Origin of the sequence: Delftia sp. WSY_16 (assembly GCF_043104415.1) — a bacterium.
GTDB classification, from domain to species: Bacteria; Pseudomonadota; Gammaproteobacteria; order Burkholderiales; family Burkholderiaceae_C; genus Comamonas; species Comamonas tsuruhatensis.
Window position 1 is genome coordinate 368,675 of record NZ_JBICKS010000019.1, and the last position, 19,760, is coordinate 388,434.

A 19,760-nucleotide genomic window follows, 5' to 3' on the forward strand; every position below is an offset into this window, starting at 1 on the left:
GCGCTACGAAAACTGTAGCCGCGGGCCCTGCGGGAACGGTCGAAGATCAGGCTTCGGACTTGTTCTTCAGCACTTGACGGCCGCGGTACACGCCGTTGGGGCTGATGTGGTGACGCAGATGGGTTTCACCGGTGGTGGGTTCCACGGCAATGCCAGGCACATTCAGTGCGTTGTGCGAACGGTGCATACCGCGCTTGGAGGGGGACTTCTTGTTCTGCTGAACAGCCATGATGGCTCCTGTGTATCTGAAAAGGGTTGGTAAAAAACGCGATCAGCCCATTAAAGACACGAGGGGGTTTCGCGCGAAGCCCTTGATTATAGCGCAATCGCTTTTCCCGGCCTCGGCCTTTTTTCCGGACATCGCAATCAGTCGGCTGACTTGCCCACATCCAGCCCGCGCAGCACGGCAAATGGATTGGGCTTGTCCTCGCTGGCCTGCTCGAAGTCTGCGTCGCTGGACTGCATGCTCACCGGCTCGGGGCAGCTGTCGTGGCGTGGCACCACGGGCAATTCCATGAGCAGCTCATCCTCTATGAGTTCAAGCAGGTTGAATTCGCGGCTGAGCACCAGCAGGTCCTCGTCGCTCTCGTCATCCTCGGACTCGGCCGTGGTCTCATCCGCAACAAAGCGGAAAGACCTATCGACCTGGAGGGAGATGGGTGCCACAGTGAGGCAGCGTTGGCACACCATCGGAACGACAGCATCGGCCTGCAGATGCAGCCAGACCTGGCCCGAACCGCCGGTTTGCTCGACCAGTTCGCCGTCAGCCTGCCAGTGCACCTCGCCGTGCCCATCAGCGGCATCCGGCTGCGCATCCTCGGCCAGACGAGGAAAGGCCGAAAGCGCCGACTGACCCTGGAGATGGCCCGCCGATTGCGCAAAAGCGCGAACATCGAGACGGACCGCAGAAAATTCCTTGCTCATGCGGGCAGTGTAAGAGAATCCGGGCATGCAAGCTTCCCACCTCGCCTTAGCCCAGGCTCCCGGCCTGGCACGCCCCCTGATCCTTGGCTCCACCTCACGCTACCGCCGCGAACTTCTGGAGCGGCTGCAACTACCATTCCAGACCGTGTCCCCGGAAGTCGATGAGACACCGCTGACCGGCGAAACACCGCATGCACTTTCGTTGCGACTGGCCCTGGCCAAGGCACAGGCCGTGGCGGCGCTGCACCCGGGCGCCGTCGTCATCGGCTCCGACCAGGTACCCGAACTGGATGGCATGCCGCTGTCCAAGCCCGGCACCCACGAGCGCGCCACCGAACAACTGCGCCAGATGAGCGGGCGCCAGATGAATTTCCACACCGCCGTGAGCGTGGTCTGCCGGGAAAGCGGCTTTGCCGAGACCGATGCGGTCACCGTCCAGGTCCGGTTTCGTGATCTCAACGACGCGGAGATCGAACGCTACCTGCGCGCCGAACAGCCCTATGACTGCGCAGGCAGCGCCAAGAGCGAAGGACTGGGCATCGCGCTGCTGGATGCCATCGTCAGCGACGACCCCACGGCGCTGATCGGCCTGCCGCTGATCCGCACCTGCCAGCTGCTGCGCGCCGCAGGAGCCGTGCTGCCATGAACGATGCTGCAACCCAACCCACCAAAGGAACGCTCTATCTGGTGCCCGCGCCGCTGGACTTCGGCTGCGACGAGCAAATGCCGCTGACGCAGGTCCTGCCCGATGGAACACTGCGCACCGCTGCACGCCTGACCCACTGGATCTGCGAAAACGCCAAAAGCACGCGCGCCTACCTGAAGCGCATTGACGCACTGCACGCCCTGGCCCAACCCTTGCAAGCCCAGCAGATCACAGAACTGCCGCGCGAGGCCCACAAGAAGGGCGACCACGGCGACAAGGGCGCAGCGGTCTTCGATGCCAAGCCACTGCTCGCCCCCTTGCTGCTGGGCCACGACATGGGACTGGTCAGCGAGGCCGGAATGCCCGCCGTGGCCGACCCCGGCAGCTCCATCGTGCGCGCCGCGCATGATCTGGGCATACGGGTCGTGCCCCTGATCGGTCCGGTGTCGTTGCTGCTGGCCCTGGCCGCCAGCGGACTCAACGGACAGAACTATGCCTTTGTGGGGTACCTGCCGCAGGACGCTGGCGGGCGGGTTCAGCGCATCAAGGAGCTTGAAGCCCTGGCATTGCGCCAAGGCCAGACCCAGCAGTTCATAGAGACGCCCTACCGCAACGCCGCGCTGTGGCAGGCCCTGCTGCAGACGCTGCAACCCCATACGCGCCTGGCGCTGGCCTGCGGCCTGACACTGGAGAGCGCCCGCATCGAAAGCCGTCTGGTGCGCGAATGGCGCCAGCACAAGGAAGTGCCGGACAACCGCACGCCGGTGGTGTTTTCCATCGGTCGCTGAGACTGTCTTCCTCGATGAACAAAAAAAGCCCGCCTTCCACAAGAAGGCGGGCTTTTTGCATCTTGGCAGACGCCAGGGAAATCAGCGCAGAGACGGAAGGCTGGAGCGCAGCGCCTGAACGGCACCTCCACCGAAGGCCGCGCCAAAACGCTTGGCCAGGCGCTCGGCCACGTTGTCGCGGCGCGTGTAATCCACCACCTCTTCCGCCTTGACCACCTCACGGGCCACGTAGTCAAGACTGCCCAGCTTGTCGGCCAGGCCCATCTCCACGGCCTGCTGACCCGTCCAGAACAGGCCGCTGAACGTCTCGGGCGTCTCGTGCAGGCGATCGCCACGGCCGGCCTTGACCACATTGATGAACTGCGAGTGGATCTGGCCCAGCATCTGATGGGCATGGGCGCGCTGTGCTTCGGACATGGGACTGAACGGGTCCAGGAAGCCCTTGTTCTCGCCAGCCGTCAGCAGGCGGCGCTCCACGCCCAGCTTTTCCATGGCGCCCGTGAAGCCGAAGCCATCCATGAGCACACCGATGCTGCCCACGATGCTGGCCTTGTCGACAAAGATCTCGTCGGCCGCCGCAGCAATGTAATAAGCAGCCGAAGCGCAGGTTTCCTCCACCACGGCATACAGGGGCTTGTCGTACTTGCCCTTGAGCCGCACGATTTCGTCATTGATGATGCCGGCCTGCACCGGGCTGCCGCCTGGCGAGTTGATCAGCAGCACGACGGCACGCGAGCCCGAGTCCTCGAAGGCGCTGCGCATGGCGGCCACCACGAATTCCGCGCTGGCGTCGGCGCCTGCAGCGATCTCGCCCTTGACCTCGACCACTGCGGTATGCGGAGAGGAGCTGGTCGTGGTCGCCGTGTCCTTGGCAAACAGCACCCACAGGACCACCAGGATGAGTGCCGTCCACAGCAGGCGGCCGAAGAGGCGCCAGCGGCGCGAGGCGCGCTGCTCGTTGATGGTGGCGAAGACCAGCTTTTCCAGCACGTCCCGCTCCCAGCCGCTCGATGCCGCCGTTCGCGCATCGGCAGCCGCCGCGGCGGGCGTGGCCCGGGCCCACAGGTCCGCACCCGGGGAAGGGTGCGATGCGGAGCCAGGATTTTCCGGGGGTATGGGGGAAGTCATGTCAGAACTCGACGGGTTTCAGGTTATCGGCAGTATGCCAGTGCACCACCCCCGCGCTTTCGCTCAGGGAGATTTTCACCAGGCCGCCACGGCAGGGGCCGCCAGCGCAGGCGCCGCTGTCCGGCGCATAGACCGCACCATGGGTTGCGCACAGCAACCAACGCCCGGAATCATCGAAAAAGCGGTCTGGCTGGTAGTCCATCTCCATGGCCACGTGCGTGCAGCGGTTCAGATAGGCATGCGCCTGTCCCTCGAAGCGGATGGCGAATGCGCGGCAGGCATGCCCCGCGTAGACCACGTCGAAAGGCACGGCATTCGCACCTTCCTGCAAGGCCTCGCTGGCACACAAAACGATGCGATCAACGGTCACCAGCGCACCTCACAAGCATGGATTCCCGCGCTGACGCAGCCATGACGACTCAACCATGGGCCAGCAGCCACTGATGCAAATCCGCAACACTCTGCGCCACATGCAACGGCTGCAGCACGCCAAAGCCGTCGGTGGGATGCGCGCCATAGCCCACGCCCACACTAGCACAGCCAGCATTGCGGGCCAGTTCCAGGTCGTGCGTGGTGTCGCCGATCATCAGCACGCGGCCAGGCTCCACGCCGAATTCGGCCATCAGCTCCTGCAGCATCAGCGGGTTGGGCTTGCCGGCGGTTTCGTCCGCCGTGCGCGAGCTGTCGAACATGCCGCGCAGTTGCGGGTCCTGCAGCGCATCGTTCAGACCGCGCCGGCTTTTGCCCGTGGCCACGGCCAGCAGGTGGCCGCGCTCGCGCAGCGCCGCCAGCATGGGCAGCACGCCGGCGAACAGGCTGATGTCGTCCTGGTGCTTGATGAAATGGTGGCGATAGCGGTTGCCCAGCTCGGGGTATTTCTCGGGCGACACATCGGGCGCCGCACGCGCCAATGCCGGCATCAGCGCCATGCCGATCACATAGGAGGCCGCCTCATTGCTGGGGGGCGTGCCTCCCACATCGGCCACGGCCGCCTGAATGCACTTGACGATCACCGCGGTGGAATCCGACAGCGTCCCATCCCAGTCGAAGGCGATGAGGTCGAAGCGGCGCGCACGGTAGATCTCGGAAGAACCAGGAGTTGTCATGTCTGCAAGGAGTCAAATCCGGCGTCAGCCGGCGAAACGGGCCAGCTCCTCGGGAAGCTCAGCGCGCAATTCCACCCGCTCACCACTGGACGGGTGTGTGAACTGTAGCCGCCATGCGTGCAGGAACATGCGTTTGAGCCCCTGTTTCTGCAACCGGCGGTTCAGGTCGAAATCCCCGTACTTGTCATCCCCCGCAATCGGGTGCCCCTGGCTGGACAGGTGCACGCGGATCTGGTGCGTGCGCCCGGTCTTGATGGTCACCTCCAGCAGGCTCATGGCCGGCAGACCCAGCAGGGGCTGGGGCGCCAGCGTGCTGCGAACGCGCACCAGCGTGACGGAGCGCATGCCGTCAGGATCATCGGCCGTGGTCACCCGCACGCGGCGCTCGCCGTCGGCCTGCAGGTATTTGTGCAGCGGCAGATCAATCACCTTGCGGTTGGCAGGCCAGGTGCCCTGGACCAGCGCCAGATAGGTCTTGCCGGTTTCGCGCTCGCGGAACTGGTCCTGCAGATGCGTCAGCGCCGAGCGCTTCTTGGCCACCAGCAAGATGCCGGATGTCTCGCGGTCGAGCCGATGCACCAGCTCCAGAAAGCGGCTTTGCGGCCGCGCCTGGCGCAATTGCTCGATGACGCCAAAACTCACGCCCGAGCCCCCGTGCACGGCCACACCGGCAGGCTTGTCGATGGCAATCAGATGTTCGTCTTCCAGCAGACTGGGGAAATCCCTGGCGGGCGCAGGCCGCTCGGCCTTTTCGGCGACTTTTTCGGAAATGCGCACGGGCGGCACGCGAACGACATCGCCGGTCGAGACGCGGGTTTCCGCACTGACGCGCCCCTTGTTGATGCGCACTTCTCCACTGCGGATGATGCGATAGACATGGGTTTTGGGAACGCCCTTGAGATGGCGTATGAGAAAGTTGTCCAACCGCTGTCCGGCCGAATCGTCATCGACTTCGATCAGCCGCACTGCGGCAGTGGCTGCGTTCAGGGAACGGTCGTCTGCCGGTTTGCCCTCTATAATGTGTTTCACCTGTGCCGAACTATTTATAAGTGGTTGATTCTCATGGAGTTTAGTCCAAACAACCATTTCCCCGCACAGGCAGGTCGATGCCATCCGGTGTCATGCACGCGAAACAGCAGGAAAAGATGGCCTGCGAAGTTCGTCGTTGCATCGGTTGTGGCTGACGAATTGAAACACTGATACGGAATCTCAAGCTGGCAGAAGGGGTCGGACCCGGCGTCCGCCGCTGCCAGCGGATCAAAAGCGAGCATGTGGATCTTTTGGGCATGGATGGTCACGCTGTGGAGCAGGAAAACGCCTGCGCCCAGGATCATTGCCGCCCCCAAGCCTCCCGCCTGCCCCGCACGTGCAGCAGCTTCGCTTGAAGCTGGACGGCGTGCCTCTCTCATCGCTCTCGTCCCCCTGCCCTTGCCCCCATTGCTGACTTGAGCCAGGTCTCAAGAAGCAAGGCATTCGGCGATTCCTTTCGTTTCAATGCGTCAGTCCGGCATCTCGGCTCCCTCGCGAGCCTGTCTTTGATTACAAGTCAAAGGCGTGACGGTCTGGCAGCAGAGGCTGCACCCCGGCGCGCCCCAGAGAAAACGAATAAAGGAAACGCATCATGAAACGGATGCTCATCAACGCCACGCAGTCGGAAGAGCGGCGCCTTGCCATAGTCGATGGACAAAAGCTCCTCGACTACGAGATCGAGATCGAAGGACGCGAGCAGCGCAAGGGGAACATCTACAAGGCCGTGGTCACGCGCGTGGAGCCCAGCCTTGAGGCCTGCTTCGTCGACTACGGCGAAGACCGCCACGGCTTTCTGCCCTTCAAGGAAATCTCCAAGCAGTATTTCGCCGAAGGCGTCTCGCCCAGCCAGGCCCGCATCAACGAAGTCATCCGTGAAGGCCAGGAACTGATCGTCCAGGTCGAGAAGGAAGAGCGCGGCAACAAGGGCGCGGCCCTGACCACCTTCATCTCGCTGGCCGGCCGCTATGTGGTGCTGATGCCCAACAACCCGCGCGGCGGTGGCGTCTCGCGCCGCATCGAGGGCGAGGACCGCGCCGAACTCAAGGAGGCGATGGACCAGCTCGAGTACCCCAAGGGCATGTCCATCATTGCGCGCACCGCCGGCATCGGCCGCACCGCGCCCGAGCTGCAGTGGGACCTGAACTACCTGCTCAAGCTGTGGAACGCCATCGACGGCGCAGCCAAGTCGGCCAAGGGCGCCTTCCTGATCTACCAGGAATCGAGCCTGGTGATCCGCGCCATCCGCGACTACTTCAACGGCGACATCGGCGACATCCTCATCGACACCGACGACATCTACGAGCAGGCGCAGCAGTTCATGCAGCACGTCATGCCCGAGCATGCCGCCCGCGTCAAACGCTACCGCGACGATGCCCCCCTGTTCAGCCGTTTCCAGATCGAGCACCAGATCGAATCGGCCTACGCGCGCACCGTGACCCTGCCCTCGGGCGGCGCCATCGTCATCGATCACACCGAGGCCCTGGTCTCCATCGACGTGAACTCGGCCCGCGCCATCAAGGGCGGCGACATCGAGGAAACCGCCACCCGCACCAATCTGGAAGCCGCCGACGAAGTCGCGCGCCAGATGCGCCTGCGCGACCTGGGCGGCCTGATCGTCATCGACTTCATCGACATGGAGGAGAGCAAGAACCGCCGCGAAGTCGAGAATCGCCTGCGCGACGCGCTGCGCCAGGACCGTGCGCGCGTGCAGTTCGGCACCATCAGCAAGTTTGGCCTCATGGAAATGAGCCGCCAGCGCCTCAAGCCCGCCCTGTCCGAAGGCGCGCACATCAACTGCCCGCGCTGCGGCGGCTCCGGTCATATCCGCGATACGGAAAGCTCTGCGCTGCAGATCCTGCGCATCATCCAGGAAGAGTCCATGAAGGACAACACGGCCGCCGTGCACTGCCAGGTGCCCGTGGAAGTGGCCAGCTTCCTGCTCAACGAAAAGCGCGGCGAGATCACCAAGATCGAACTCAAGCAGCGCGTCAACGTGATCATGGTCCCCAACAAGTCCATGGACACGCCGCACTACAAGCTCGAGCGCCTCAAGCACGACGATGCGCGCCTGGAAAGCATGGAAGCCAGCTACAAGCTGGCCGAAGAGCTGGACACCGAAACCACGGTGACACGCCGCTCGCAGGAGCCTACCAACAAGCAGACACCCATGATCAAGGGTGTGCTGCCGGACATGCCGGCTCCCATTGCCGAGCCCCGTCCCGAAGGCAGCCGCAACCGCCCGGCCAACGGCCAGCAGCGCGACGCCAAGCCTGCAGCCACGGCGGCAGCGCCCGCACCGGCCGCCGCCCCCGTCGTGGTCCGCGAACAAGGCTTCTTTGCCTGGCTCAAGAGCCTGTTCGGCTTTGGCGCGGCACCTGCGCCGGTCGCAGCGCCCGTGCCGGCTGCCGAAGCCCCCGCACGCGAAGGTCGCCGTGACGGCCGCAACGACAGCCGTGGCCGCCGCAACGAACGCAATGGCGAGCGTGGTGGTGAGCGCACCGAGCGCAGCGGTGAGCGCGCCGGCGCCCCCAACGCCGAGCGCCAGGCTGGCGGTGGCGATCGCAACCGCCGCAATGCCGAGCGTGGCGAGCGCACGGAACGCGGTGAACGTGGTGAGCGCCCGGATCGTGGCGAGCGCGGTGAACGCACCGACCGCGGCGAACGCCGCGGCCGTGGCGAGCGCAGCCGCGACGGCGAAAACCGCCAGCCGCTGGAGGCCGTGAACGCCTCCGCAGCCCTGGCGGCAGATGGCAGCACCCTCGAGCAGCGTCCCGAGCGCGCGCCGCGTGGCGACCGCCAGGAACGCGGCGAAGGCCGCCGCGAGCGCGGTGAACGAGGCGAGCGTGGAGATCGCGCCGAACGCGGTGAACGCAGCGAGCGCCAGCCCCGTCAGTTCGAAGTCGCGCCCGAGTCCGAAGAAAAGCTGGACAACCAGGCCCAGCAGCAGGACCAGTCCCTGGACAACGCTGCTCCCGCCTCCGGCGAAGAGCAGCCGCGCCAGCGTCGTTCGCGCGACCGCTACGGCCGTGACCGCCGCGAGCGTGGCGATCGCGGTGACCGTGCAGAGCGCGCGCCGCGTGAAGCCGAAGGCGAAGCCGTGCAGTCCTTCGAGGCCTCCGTGCCCGAGCAGGACCAGCAGCCAGCCCGTCGCAGCTACTTCAACGCCGCCAACTCTGCTGCCGAAGTCCAGGCCCCCGAAGCCGTGGCCGAAGCCACAGTGGCCGCACAGCCTGCGGCAGTTGTGGAAGTGCAGCAACCCGTCGCGGTGCCCGAGCAGCAGAGCGCGGCCTTCGCGCCGGTCGCACCGGCCCCTGTGGCGGCCCCTGCCGTGATGGCAGACGTGCCAGCACCTGCTGCACCTGCTGCACCTGCCGCTTCTGCTGCTTCTGCCGCAGCCGAGCCCGCTGCAGCCAAGGCCGCTGAGGCAACCGCAGAACGCGGCCTGCCCAAGGTCCAGGCCTACCAGTTGCCCGTGTCCGAGCTGCAGGCGCTGGCCGCCGCCTCGGGCCTGCAATGGGTGGGCTCCGATGCCGACAAGGTGGCCGCTGCGCAGGCAGCCATCGCGGCCGAACCGCAGCCCGAGCGCGTCGTGCGCGAGCGCCCGCCCATGGTCGTGCTGGATGACGGTCCTCTCATCCTCGTGGAAACACGCAAGGACCTGAGCGACCTGCAGCTGCCATTCGAGCAGCAACCGCAGGGCGTGGCCCATGTCTGACCACAGACAGTGACGACACAGGGGCCCTCGCGGCCCCTGTTTGTTTCTGCCGCCACCACCGTCCATCTATCTTTCCTCCCTCTCTATCCTGGAGCTTGCGTCCCGCCATGCTGTTGCTGCTCTCCCCCGCCAAATCGCTGGACTACGACACACCGCTGCCGCCGAAGCTGCCACACACGCTTCCCGTCTTCTCCGAACAGCCGCTGGAGCTGATCGAAGTGCTGCGCCGCCAATCGCCGCAGCAACTGTCGGAACTCATGGGCATCAGCGACAAGCTGGCTGCGCTCAACGTGGCGCGCTACGAGGCCTTCAGCCCTCGCTTCACGGCCACCAATGCCCGCCAGGCGCTGCTGGCCTTCAACGGTGATGTCTATGAAGGCCTGCAGGCGCGCAGCCTGGACGCCGAAGACCTGGACTGGGCGCAGCAGCACATCGCCATCCTCAGCGGCCTGTACGGCGTGCTGCGTCCGCTGGACCGCATGCAGCCCTACCGCCTGGAAATGGGCACCCGGCTGGAGACCGCGCATGGCAGCAACCTCTACCAGTTCTGGGGCAGCCGCATTGCCGAGTACCTGAACCAGCGCGCGGCCCGGCAGCCGGCGGGCGAGCGCGTCGTCGTCAACCTGGCTTCGCAGGAATACTTCAAATCGGTAGACTTGAAGCACCTCAAGCCCCCGGTGGTGGAATGCGCGTTCGAGGATTACAAGAACGGCGCCTACAAGATCATCAGCTTCCATGCCAAACGCGCGCGCGGGCTGATGGCACGATTTGCCATACAGCAACGCGCTCGCAGCGCGGCTGAACTCGAAGCCTTCGATCTGGAAGGCTACGCACTGGCGCCAGCTTCCTCGACGCCTGCGCGCCTGGTGTTCCGCCGCAAGACCGCTGACTGAGCCTCGCCAGCCACCGGCCGGCCCCGGCCTCGATGCCTTTGGAGTCCATTCACTGCGGCAAGGGCCGCACTGCACGCCATGAGCCTCAAATCCTCACCAGATTCCCCGAGCACCGCGCAGGACCTGCCGGCGGGTCTCACGCCTGAACTCATGCAATGGGTACGCGACCAGCGCGCATCCGGCATAGGGCCTGCGGCCCTGCTGCGCTCCATGCGCGACGTGGGCTGGAGCGAAGAACTGGCCCGGCGGGCGTTGGACCTGCCCCACCAAGGCGAAGCGGCGCCACCGGCCGTCGTCGTCTCGGCCTCCTCGCTGCCCGAGCCGGACCTCTCCCAGGACCCCACCAGCATCGATGTCGGCGACCGCAAGGTCCAGGTACTGGTCAGCATGCGCAACCCGCGCATCGTGGTCTTCGGCAACCTGCTCTCGCATGAGGAGTGCGACGCCATCATCGCCGCCGCGCGTCCGCGCATGGCGCGCTCGCTCACCGTGGCCACGCAAAGCGGCGGTGAAGAGATCAATGACGACCGCACCAGCAACGGCATGTTCTTCCAGCGCGGGGAAACCGGCATCGTCCGCCAGCTGGAAGAACGCATCGCCCGCCTGCTGCGCTGGCCGCTGGACCACGGCGAAGGCCTGCAGGTGCTGCACTACGGCCCGGGCGCCGAGTACAAGCCCCACCACGACTACTTCGCGCCCGGCGAACCCGGCACGCCTACCATCCTCAAGCGCGGCGGCCAGCGCGTGGGCACCCTGGTCATCTACCTGAACGAGCCCGAGCGCGGCGGCGCCACCATCTTTCCCGAAGTGCCACTGCAAGTGGTTCCGCGCCGGGGCAACGCCGTCTTCTTCAGCTATGAGCGCCCCGACCCCTCCACGCGCACCTTGCACGGCGGCGCGCCCGTGCTGGCCGGCGAAAAATGGATCGCCACCAAATGGCTGCGCGAGCGCGAATTCCACTGAAGAGCCAGCGAACCCGGGCGTACCCACCCTTATTGACCTTATATGGCCGCCCATGCCTGCGGGCATGGAAATTCAGTTAGCTTCAAAGCCTGGGTCCACGCGCTCCGCGCGGACCGTCCAGGCCTGACCAGCGCCGGCACGGCCGGCCCTTTTTCCATGAACACTCCCGAACAATCCCAGCTAGGCAAAAGCTCTGCCTACATCGACCAGTACGCCCCCTCGCTGCTGTTCCCCCTGCCCCGCGCGCCCAAGCGCGAGGAAATCGGCATTCAGGGAAGCCAGATGCCCTTCTTCGGCGCCGACCTGTGGACGGCGTTCGAACTGTCCTGGCTCAACCTGCGCGGCAAGCCGCAGGTGGCTCTCGTGCATTTCACGATCCCCTGCGAGACCCCCAATCTCATCGAAAGCAAGTCGTTCAAGCTCTACCTCAACAGCTTCAACAACACCCGCCTGTCCGACGCTGCCGAAGTCCAGGCACGCCTTCGCACCGACCTGGCCGAAGCGCTATGGCGAGGCAGCGAGCAAAAGGGCAGCATCGGCGTGAAGATCATCGGCCTGGACCGCTTCGACCAGGAAATGGTGCAGGAACTGGACGGCCTGCTGCTGGACCGCCTGGACGTGGAATGCACGCAATACCAGCCCGCCCCAGAGCTGCTGCACGCCAACCACGAGGAAGCGCCCGTCACCGAGACCCTCGTCAGCCACCTGCTCAAGAGCAACTGCCTGGTCACGGGCCAGCCCGACTGGGGCAGCGTGCAGATCCGCTACAGCGGCGCGCAGATCGACCAGGAAGGCCTGCTGCAATACCTGGTGAGCTTCCGCAACCACAACGAATTCCATGAGCAATGCGTGGAACGCATCTTCATGGACATCTGGACCCGCTGCCGCCCCATCAAGCTCTCGGTGTACGCACGCTACACGCGCCGTGGCGGCCTGGACATCAACCCATTCCGCACCAGCCATCCTGGCGCGCTGCCGGCCAACGTGCGCTCTGCACGGCAGTAAAAGACGCGGCCGCCCCCTTCCCCTCACCGCAACGTAAACACCTCCAGCGACCGCTCCAGCGACTGGGCGCTGGCGCGCAGCGAGCCCGCCGCGCCGGCCGATTGCTCGACCAGGGCGGCGTTTTGCTGGGTGACGGAGTCGAGCTGGGCCACGGCGTCGTTGACCTGGGCGATGCCTACGGATTGTTCGCGCGTGGCGATGCTGATCTGGTGGACCAGGTCGCTGACGCGGCCCACGGCGTCGACCATGCCGTCGATGGTGCGGCCTGCGGCGTCCATGCGGGCGTTGCCATCGTTGATGCCGTCCACGGTGCGGTTGATGAGGCCGCTGATTTCCTTGGCGGCGGAGGCGCTGCGCTGGGCCAGGGCGCGCACTTCGCCGGCCACGACGGCAAAGCCGCGGCCCTGCTCGCCTGCGCGTGCCGCTTCGACGGCGGCATTCAGGGCCAGCAGGTTGGTCTGGAAGGCAATGCTTTCGATCACGCCGATGATCTCGCCCATGCGGCGCGAGGAGCCGCGGATGTGCTCCATGGCAGCGCCCACTTCCTGGATGGCGGCGCCGCTCTTGCCGGCGACCTGGCGGCTCTGGTCGCTTTCATGGGCCATGAGCTGGGCCGTGTCGGCGGTCTGTGCGACGGTGCCCGATATCTCTTCCATCGAGGCCGCCGTCTGCTGCAGGCTGGTGGCCTGGGATTCTGTGCGCTGCGCGAGGTCGAAGCTGCCCTGGGCGATCTCGTGGGCCGTCGTGGCAAAGCCGCGCATTTCGGTGCGCACGTCGCCGACCACGGCGCGCAGGTTGATCTGGATCTGCTGCAGCCGCTGCATCAGGGCACCCATGGGGCCGCTGTAGTCGTGCTGCATGTCCGTGCCCAGCTGGCAGCTGGCAATGTCGGCGGCAAAGCCGCTGGCCTGCTCCAGGCCCGCCACGCAGCGCTGCTGGAAGCGCCACAGCACAAAGCTGCCGCCCGCCAGCAAGGCGGCCAGGCGCGTGCCCCAGGCTGCGGCGCCCTGCCAGCCCAGCAGGTCGGGCAGCATGGCCGCCAGGCCCACGCCGCCCAGCATCAGCGCCATGCGCGCGGTCAGGCCCAGGTCGCCGCGGCGGTCCCACAGCCCGGCCAGGCCCAGGCGGCGCAGTTCGCCGCCGCGCAGTCGCAGGGTTTCCTGGCCGGCATCGGCTTCGGCGCGCATGCGGGCATAGAGGGCTTCGGCGGCTTCGATCTCGGCCGCCTGGGGCTTGGTGCGCACCGACAGGTAGCCGCGCGGCCTGCCGCCTTCCATGATGGGCGTGACGTTGGCGCGCACCCAGTAGTGGTCGCCGTTCTTGCGCCGGTTCTTGACCAGGGCAGTCCACGGGTAGCCGTGGGCGATGGTGCGCCACATGTCCTTGAAGGCGGCGGCCGGCATGTCCGGGTGGCGGATGAGGTTGTGCGGCTGGTCGATCAGTTCCTCGTAGGTATAGCCGCTGACCCGCACGAAGGCAGGGTTGCAATGGGTGATCTCGCCCTTGGTGTTGGTGACGGATACCAGCAGCTCATCGCCCGGAAAGTCGTAGTTGAGCTGGCTGACGGGCAAATTCACGCGCATGGGTACCACTCCTTTGGGATGTCTCTTGTTCTTGTGAAATGGCAAGGCGAAGCGCTCTGAAGCCACCGGAATCCATCAAACGGAAACACAAATTCACATTTCCAAATCATCTCACAGCACGGCAACCCCAGTCCCATGCTCGGAACTGGTGCATGGTTTTACAGCGTGTGCGCCAGATTTGTGGTGATGATTCAGAACAGTTGAGGTGTAAAGGGATCGCTGTCCGGCGCGGGCTGGGCCGGTCCCCTGAGCAGTTGCTCGCGCGCCAGCGGGTCGTGGGCGGTGGCGTTCCAGTCGGCCGTGCGAACGAGGTTGCCCACGCGCACGCCCAGCAGGCGCAGCCGCTTGGCCAGGGGCACGCGCTTGAGGCATTGGCCTGCGGCGCGGCGCAGGGTGGCGGCATCGGCCATGGGCAGCTCCAGCGTGTGGTCGCGCGTGGCGGTCTTGAAGTCGTCGTAGCGCAGCTTGATGCCCACGGTGCGGCCCATGTAGCCCTTGCGCTGCAGGTCCTGGGCCAGGCGTTCGCACAGGTCGGTGAAGATGGCGCTCAGTTCGGCCCGGTCGCGCACGGCATGCAGGTCGCGCTCGAAGGTGGTCTCGCGGCTCATGGAGACGGGCTCGCTGTGCGTGACCACGGGCCGGTCGTCACGGCCCCAGGAGGCACCATGCAGCCAGTTGCCGTAGGCGCGGCCAAACCATTGCACGAGCTGGGGCAGGCTTTGCGCGGCCAGCTCGCCGATGGTCCGTATGCCCAGCGCCTGCAGCTTGGCGTCGGCCTTGGGGCCTATGCCATTGATCTTGCGGCAGGCCAGCGGCCAGATGACGGTCTGCAGGTCCTCGGGCTGGACGATGGAGATGCCGTTGGGCTTGTTGAATTCGCTGGCCATCTTGGCCAGCAGCTTGTTGGGGGCCACGCCGATGGAGCAGGTCAGGCCCGTGGCGTCGGTGATGGTTTTCTGGATCAGCCGAGCCAGCACGCGCCCGCCTTCGCGCTGGCCGCCAGGCACGTCGGTGAAGTCGATGTAGACCTCGTCCACGCCGCGGTCCTCCATCAGCGGGGCGATGGAGACGATGATCTCCTTGAACATGCGCGAGAAGCGCCGCACCTCGGCAAAGTCCACGGGCAGCATGATGGCCTGGGGGCACAGGCGCGCGGCCTTCATCATGCCCATGGCCGACCCCACGCCGAACTGGCGCGCCGGGTAGGTGGCCGTGGTGATCACGCCCCGGCCGACGTAGTCCTTGAGGCGCGAGAACTCGTCCACCGGAATCTCGTGCAGCCGCCCGGCGTAGCGCGCATCCAGCGCCTCGTCATGCGCGCGGCGCCCGCCGCCGATGACCACGGGCAGTCCCTTGAGCTGCGGATAGCGCAGCAGCTCCACCGATGCATAGAAGGCGTCCATGTCCAGGTGGGCGATGCGGCGCGCAGGCGCAGCATCGGCAGGGCTTGCGGGTGTCGTGGGTGTCGTTTCAGGCACGCCGCCATTATTGCGGCAACTGTGCATTCATACAGCCTGCAGGGCTTGTTCCCACAGGCCCTGGACCATTCATCCCTGCAGGCAGATCAGCACCAGTCCCAGCACCATCAGAGCCATGCCGATCTTCTCCTGGCGGCTCAGGCTTTCGCTGAGCACGCGGCGCGAGACGATGTAGCTGAACACCACCTCGACCATGCCCAGCGTGCGCACGGGCGCGGCGCCTTGCAGGGCGTAGGCGGTGAACCAGGCCAGCGAGGCGGCCGCGCCCATGCCGCCGGCCAGCAGCGACACGCGCCAGGCGCGGAAGATGGGGCGCAGGCCCTGCGCGTGGGTGCGCGCAATCCAGGCGCCCAGGCCCAGGGTCTGCATGAGCTGGGCAATCAGCACGCCCCAGGCGCCCGACAGCCAGGGAGATATCTCGCCCAGGCGCGCCAGTTCCACGGCGCCGCCCCGGTAGCCCACGGTGGCGATGGCAAAGCAGGCGCCGCAGGCCAGGCCATAGAGCGCCGAGCGGCTGGCCCAGGCCGACAGCGACAGCATCTGGCCGCGCGGCGGCAGCGACAGGATGAGCACGCCCAAGGTGGCCAGCGCCATGGCCAGCAGGGCCACGGCCGTGGGCAGCTCGTGCAGGAAGAGGCCTGCGAACAGGGCGACCTGCAGCACCTCGGTCTTGGACAGGGTGACGGCCACGGCGAAGTTGCGCTCCTTCATGGCCAGCAGCAAGGCCGCCGTGGCCGCTACCTGGAAGAAGGCGCCCAGCGCGATCCAGCCCAGGTAGGCCCAGGAGAACCGGGGCAGCGCCCAGGCCCCGTCCCCTCCCAGGTACAGCGCCAGCAGGTAGATGCCGGCAAACGGCAGGCCGTAGAGAAAGCGCACCAGGGTGGCCGGCAGGGTGCCGAGTTCGGAGGTCAGCGAGCGCTGGGCCGTATTGCGCACAGTCTGGGCGGCTGCGGCGAACAGCACCACGGGCACCCACAGCCAGGTCAGGTCTTGGAGGGAAGAAAGCATGTCGGCAAAAAAGGGAAGGCACCGCCGGCATGGCGCGGGCGACTGAGTGCCGGCCAGCATAGCCGCCGGTCGGGCACCAGGCGCACGCACTTGGAGAAGGCTGCCGCGCCCGGCAGCGAAACAGAGGCCGGCCAGCCAACGCTGCACGCGCGCCCTGCTCTGGCCAGGGCAAGCAGGCTGCGTTGTGCAGCAGCACGGCCGTCGCCAATGGCGAGCGGGCCTGCGCGGCGCGCTACAGGTCGCGCCGGATCAGCGCGCCCTTGAACAGCACCGGTCCCGTGGGCCCGGTCTGGCTGGGCACGCCGCCCTTGGGCTCCAGGCTGATGGCCAAGGCAGGCACGCCCTGGACTTCGGCGGCCGCTGCCGTCAGCTTCACGAGCTTGTCGCGTCCCAGCACGCCCAGCGATTGCGGGCCGCCCTGGGGCGGCAGGGCCCACAGCTGCAGCGATTTGTCTGCGGCCTCGTGGAAGTCGCCCACGCGCTGCAACACCAGGCTGTTCTTGCCGGGGTCGAAGGTCACGAGCATGGAGGCATCGGCCTTGTCGTCGGCCAGCACGGCCACGTACTGGATCTGGGGCGTTGCCTGCAGCGCGACCTGGGCGGCCTGCAGCTGGTTGCGCAGCACGGCCAGCTGGCGCTCACCGCTTTGGCGCAGGTCCTGGTGCGACCACAGCCCCACGGCCACGGCCGCCACGGTGGCGCAGGCGCCCAGCAGGGCCGCGCCGCGCCACCAGGCCAGGGCACGGCCCACGCCGGATTTCGCGCGTTCGTCCAGGCCTTGCCCATCACCGGCGCGCCGCCGGTGCGGCTGGGCGGCGCGGGCCTTTTCGGCCTGCAGCAGGTTGTCGATGCGGACCCAGACCGCATCGTCGGGGCGCACGGGAGCCTGCATTTCGGACAGGGCCGACCAGCGGCCCTGCCACAGCAGGGCGGCGGCGCGCACCGGGGCCTGGTCACGGGCCAGTTGCTCGAAGCGGCGGCGTGCCGCACCGCGCAGCGTGCCCAGGGCGTATGCGGCGGCCAGCCGGTCCAGCAGTTCGGGGTGTCGGGAAATATTCATGGCAAATCCTTGGGCCGCTCAGAGCATGTCATCTGCATCACGCATGGCGCGAGAGGCAGCGGCGCAACTGCTCCAGGCCGCGCCGGATCCAGGTTTTGACCGTGCCCAGCGGCAACTGCAGCTGGCCGGCCAGTTCGCCGTGGCTGAGGTCACGCAGGTAGGCCAGGCTGACCACCTCGCGCTGGCGGCCTTCCAGCCGCTCCAGGCACTGGTACAGCGCCACCGCCTGCTCGCTGGCCTCGGCCAGTTGCAGCGGGCCCTGGCTTTCATCGCTCCCGCCGCCATGGGCCGCCAGTTGCGCCTCATCGAACTCCTCGTTCAGGTGCAGGCGTTCGGCGCGGCGCCGGCGCAGGAAGTCCAGCGCCCTGCTGCGCACCACCAGGCCCATCCAGGCCAGCGGCGGGCTCAGCGAGCCCCGGTAGCCCGAGGCGCTGCGCCAGATGTGCAGGTAGCTGTCCTGCAGCACGTCTTCGGCCCAGTCCTTGTGCCGCAGGATGCGCAGCGCAAGCCCGTACAGCCGGGACGAGGTGGCCTCGTACAGGCTGCGGAGCGCGGGCTCGTCCTGCGCTGCGATGCGGTCCAGAAGGTCCATCAGCTCTTGGTCGGTTGGTGTGGTGCCCATGCACGCATTGTGGGCGAGCGGGCGGCCCCGTGGCCCGCACTGTTGCGTCGCCGCCCCGGGGGGCTTGTCGTGTCCTTCAATCGGCTGCAGGGGTCATATCGGTGGCCTGCAGGGGGTCTGGTACCGGTCTGCCGGCCTGCGCCGGCTCTCACTGGGCAATACGCAGCACATTGCGAACCGGATGCGGATAAATTTTTTTGCACCCAGGTGAATCCAACCTCACCCATGCTGCGTATTCCGTGTGTCGCGCCCCGGACAGCGGTCCAAGGCGACATCCCTCAACCCCTCGACCTGGAGAACCTCATGAGCTACATCCTCCCCCTCGGCCTGGCCACCATGGCTGCACTGACGCTTGGCGCCTGCTCCTCCATGGACATGAGCAAGAGCTATTCCCAGTCCGGCCTGCCGGCCGCCGTGCAGGTGCCCGCAGGCCACAAGGTCGCCATGGAAACCGTCGGCATCGGCCAGATCACCTACGAGTGCCGCGCCAAGAAGGACCAGGCGATGGAGCAGGAGTGGGCCTTCGTCGGCCCCGATGCCCGCCTGACGGACCGCCAGGGCCGCGTCATCGGCCGCTACTTCGGCCCGCCCGCCACCTGGGCGCACCAGGACGGCTCCAAGGTCACGGCCACCCAGGTCGCGGTGGCTCCGTCCAGCGCAGGCAACATTCCCCTGCAACTGGTCAAGGCCGAACCTGCCACCGGCATGGGCGCCATGCAGGGCGTGACCTATATCCAGCGCGTGGCCACGCGCGGCGGCGTGGCGCCGGCCATGGCCTGCAACAGCTCCACGCTGGGCCAAAAGCAGGTGGTGCAGTACCAGGCCGACTACATCATCTGGAAGGCTTCCTGATCCGCCGCCACCGGTGCCGCTACGGCTGCCCGCCCCCTGCCCCGAAGGCCGAGGGCGGCATGCCGAACTGGCGCCTGAAGGCCAGCGAATAGGCGCTGTGGCTTTCATAGCCGGCCTCCAGCGCCACCTGCACGATGGGCCGGCCGGCCAGCAGGGCCTGCATGGACGACAGCAGCCGCGCGCGCTGCCGCCAGCGGCCGAAACTCAGGCCGGTGGCCTGCAGGAAATGGCGGTGGAAAGTCTTCTCGCCCATGGCCAGCCGTGCGGCCCAGTCGGCGGCCGTGGCGGCCAGGTTTTCAGCCCGTTCACCGCCCTGGCCCACGGCCTGGCCGCCTTCGGCCAGCGCGCGGCAGACAGCCGCCATGCGCGCATCCTGCGGCCAGGGCAGGTGAAATGGCACGACAGGCGGCTGGCGCAATTCCTGCAGCAGCAGTTCGACGACCAGCCGGTTCCTCGTTTCATCCTGTCCGCGCTGCGGTGCCGCCGGCCAGCGCGCGACCTCGCTGATCAGCTCGCGCAACAGCGGCGAGACCTCGATCACGCAGTCCGCCACCGGCAGCCCCTGCGCCGCCTGGGCATCCACGAACAGGCTGCGCACCTGCACGGCACCACGCATGCGCAGGCTGTGCGGCACGCCCGAGCACAGCCAGACGCCGCGCGTGGGCGGCACCACCCAGCGCCCGCTGCGCGCGCGCACCTCCAGCACGCCCTGAACGGCATAGAGCAGTTGGCAGCATTCGTGGGAGTGCTCCTGCACTTCCATCCCGGCCGGATAGTCACCGGCCACGCCCGTGACGGGCAAGGGCGCGGCAGCCTGCAGCTCAGGCAGGCCGGCATGGCCACAGGGCACGGCGGGCAAGTCGGCGGCAGTGCGCATGTTTGTCCAGATCCATGGAGAAAATGAGAAATTCTATAAAGACAGACAAACGCCCTGCCCGCAAACTGGCACCCGTTCCCTGT

General features: G+C 66.9%; 19 protein-coding genes. 7 read left to right on the top strand and 12 right to left on the bottom strand.

Features of this window, described 5'->3' with window-relative positions; translation table 11 throughout:
• Window positions 1-46 precede the first annotated feature (46 nt).
• Together rpmF and ACF8O7_RS11120 are read right to left on the bottom strand one after the other, a co-directional pair.
• Entirely contained in the window at window positions 47-229 is a 183-nt protein-coding gene (rpmF, locus tag ACF8O7_RS11115) for a 50S ribosomal protein L32 (protein WP_012207072.1), read from the bottom strand.
• 137 nt (window positions 230-366) lie between these two features.
• A complete protein-coding gene (locus ACF8O7_RS11120; RefSeq protein WP_016447798.1) occupies window positions 367-924 on the bottom strand; it encodes a DUF177 domain-containing protein in 558 nt (185 codons plus the stop codon).
• A gap of 25 nt (window positions 925-949) precedes the next feature.
• Here ACF8O7_RS11120 and ACF8O7_RS11125 point away from each other — a divergent pair, with 25 nt between their 5' ends.
• Window positions 950-1,570, top strand: a complete 621-nt coding sequence (locus tag ACF8O7_RS11125; protein WP_046985931.1) for a Maf family nucleotide pyrophosphatase — start codon at window positions 950-952, stop codon at window positions 1,568-1,570.
• On the top strand, window positions 1,567-2,358 hold the full coding sequence (locus ACF8O7_RS11130) for an SAM-dependent methyltransferase (RefSeq protein ID WP_047326615.1): 792 nt from the start codon (window positions 1,567-1,569) through the stop codon (window positions 2,356-2,358). The genes ACF8O7_RS11125 and ACF8O7_RS11130 overlap by 4 nt, the downstream gene beginning before the upstream one ends.
• An 81-nt stretch (window positions 2,359-2,439) precedes the next feature.
• On the opposite strand, the gene ACF8O7_RS11135 is transcribed toward ACF8O7_RS11130, so the two are convergent.
• Genes ACF8O7_RS11135 through ACF8O7_RS11150 form a run of 4 tightly spaced genes read right to left on the bottom strand, consistent with a single transcriptional unit; the run spans window position 2,440 to window position 5,678 of the window.
• The gene (locus ACF8O7_RS11135; protein WP_016451171.1) at window positions 2,440-3,486 is read right to left on the bottom strand and encodes a S49 family peptidase; all 1,047 of its coding nucleotides are present in this window, start codon (window positions 3,484-3,486) and stop codon (window positions 2,440-2,442) included.
• A gap of 1 nt (window position 3,487) precedes the next feature.
• Window positions 3,488-3,856: a Rieske 2Fe-2S domain-containing protein gene (locus tag ACF8O7_RS11140; RefSeq protein WP_016451170.1), complete on the bottom strand. Its 369-nt coding sequence runs from the start codon at window positions 3,854-3,856 to the stop codon at window positions 3,488-3,490.
• Window positions 3,857-3,905: 49 nt separating this feature from the next.
• Window positions 3,906-4,592, bottom strand: coding sequence for an HAD family hydrolase (locus ACF8O7_RS11145; RefSeq protein ID WP_016451169.1), 687 nt, complete (start codon window positions 4,590-4,592; stop codon window positions 3,906-3,908).
• Window positions 4,593-4,616: 24 nt separating this feature from the next.
• Window positions 4,617-5,678 (bottom strand): RluA family pseudouridine synthase, encoded by a 1,062-nt coding sequence (locus tag ACF8O7_RS11150; RefSeq protein ID WP_016447804.1) that lies wholly within the window; start codon window positions 5,676-5,678, stop codon window positions 4,617-4,619.
• Window positions 5,679-6,213: 535 nt separating this feature from the next.
• Here ACF8O7_RS11150 and ACF8O7_RS11155 point away from each other — a divergent pair.
• The 4 genes from ACF8O7_RS11155 to queF all read left to right on the top strand — a co-directional run bounded on the left by ACF8O7_RS11155 (window position 6,214) and on the right by queF (window position 12,197).
• Window positions 6,214-9,336, top strand: coding sequence for an Rne/Rng family ribonuclease (locus ACF8O7_RS11155; RefSeq protein WP_047217389.1), 3,123 nt, complete (start codon window positions 6,214-6,216; stop codon window positions 9,334-9,336).
• A 107-nt stretch (window positions 9,337-9,443) separates the two neighbouring features.
• Window positions 9,444-10,229 (top strand): peroxide stress protein YaaA, encoded by a 786-nt coding sequence (yaaA, locus tag ACF8O7_RS11160; protein ID WP_016447806.1) that lies wholly within the window; start codon window positions 9,444-9,446, stop codon window positions 10,227-10,229.
• A gap of 78 nt (window positions 10,230-10,307) precedes the next feature.
• Window positions 10,308-11,192 carry a 2OG-Fe(II) oxygenase gene (locus tag ACF8O7_RS11165; RefSeq protein ID WP_016447807.1) on the top strand — a complete coding sequence of 295 codons (885 nt, stop codon included), beginning with the start codon at window positions 10,308-10,310 and terminating at the stop codon, window positions 11,190-11,192.
• Between the two features lie 156 nt (window positions 11,193-11,348).
• Entirely contained in the window at window positions 11,349-12,197 is an 849-nt protein-coding gene (gene queF / locus ACF8O7_RS11170; protein WP_043791423.1) for an NADPH-dependent 7-cyano-7-deazaguanine reductase QueF, read from the top strand.
• A gap of 23 nt (window positions 12,198-12,220) precedes the next feature.
• Here the strand turns inward: queF and ACF8O7_RS11175 are convergent, their stop codons facing one another.
• The 5 genes from ACF8O7_RS11175 to ACF8O7_RS11195 form a co-directional block, all read right to left on the bottom strand.
• Window positions 12,221-13,780: a PAS domain-containing methyl-accepting chemotaxis protein gene (locus ACF8O7_RS11175; RefSeq protein WP_209672097.1), complete on the bottom strand. Its 1,560-nt coding sequence runs from the start codon at window positions 13,778-13,780 to the stop codon at window positions 12,221-12,223.
• A gap of 191 nt (window positions 13,781-13,971) precedes the next feature.
• Window positions 13,972-15,285, bottom strand: coding sequence for a DNA polymerase IV (locus ACF8O7_RS11180; protein WP_016447830.1), 1,314 nt, complete (start codon window positions 15,283-15,285; stop codon window positions 13,972-13,974).
• A 42-nt stretch (window positions 15,286-15,327) separates the two neighbouring features.
• Window positions 15,328-16,266: a DMT family transporter gene (locus ACF8O7_RS11185; protein ID WP_017404187.1), complete on the bottom strand. Its 939-nt coding sequence runs from the start codon at window positions 16,264-16,266 to the stop codon at window positions 15,328-15,330.
• 232 nt (window positions 16,267-16,498) lie between these two features.
• Window positions 16,499-17,326: an anti-sigma factor domain-containing protein gene (locus ACF8O7_RS11190; RefSeq protein ID WP_392443359.1), complete on the bottom strand. Its 828-nt coding sequence runs from the start codon at window positions 17,324-17,326 to the stop codon at window positions 16,499-16,501.
• Window positions 17,327-17,363: 37 nt separating this feature from the next.
• Window positions 17,364-17,948, bottom strand: coding sequence for an RNA polymerase sigma factor (locus ACF8O7_RS11195; RefSeq protein WP_016447833.1), 585 nt, complete (start codon window positions 17,946-17,948; stop codon window positions 17,364-17,366).
• A 303-nt stretch (window positions 17,949-18,251) separates the two neighbouring features.
• On the opposite strand from ACF8O7_RS11195, the gene ACF8O7_RS11200 reads away from it, so the two are divergent.
• Window positions 18,252-18,800 carry a DUF3455 domain-containing protein gene (locus ACF8O7_RS11200; protein ID WP_016447834.1) on the top strand — a complete coding sequence of 183 codons (549 nt, stop codon included), beginning with the start codon at window positions 18,252-18,254 and terminating at the stop codon, window positions 18,798-18,800.
• 19 nt (window positions 18,801-18,819) lie between these two features.
• Here the strand turns inward: ACF8O7_RS11200 and ACF8O7_RS11205 are convergent, their stop codons facing one another.
• A complete protein-coding gene (locus tag ACF8O7_RS11205) occupies window positions 18,820-19,677 on the bottom strand; it encodes a helix-turn-helix transcriptional regulator (protein WP_017404188.1) in 858 nt (285 codons plus the stop codon).
• Window positions 19,678-19,760: the final 83 nt, after the last annotated feature.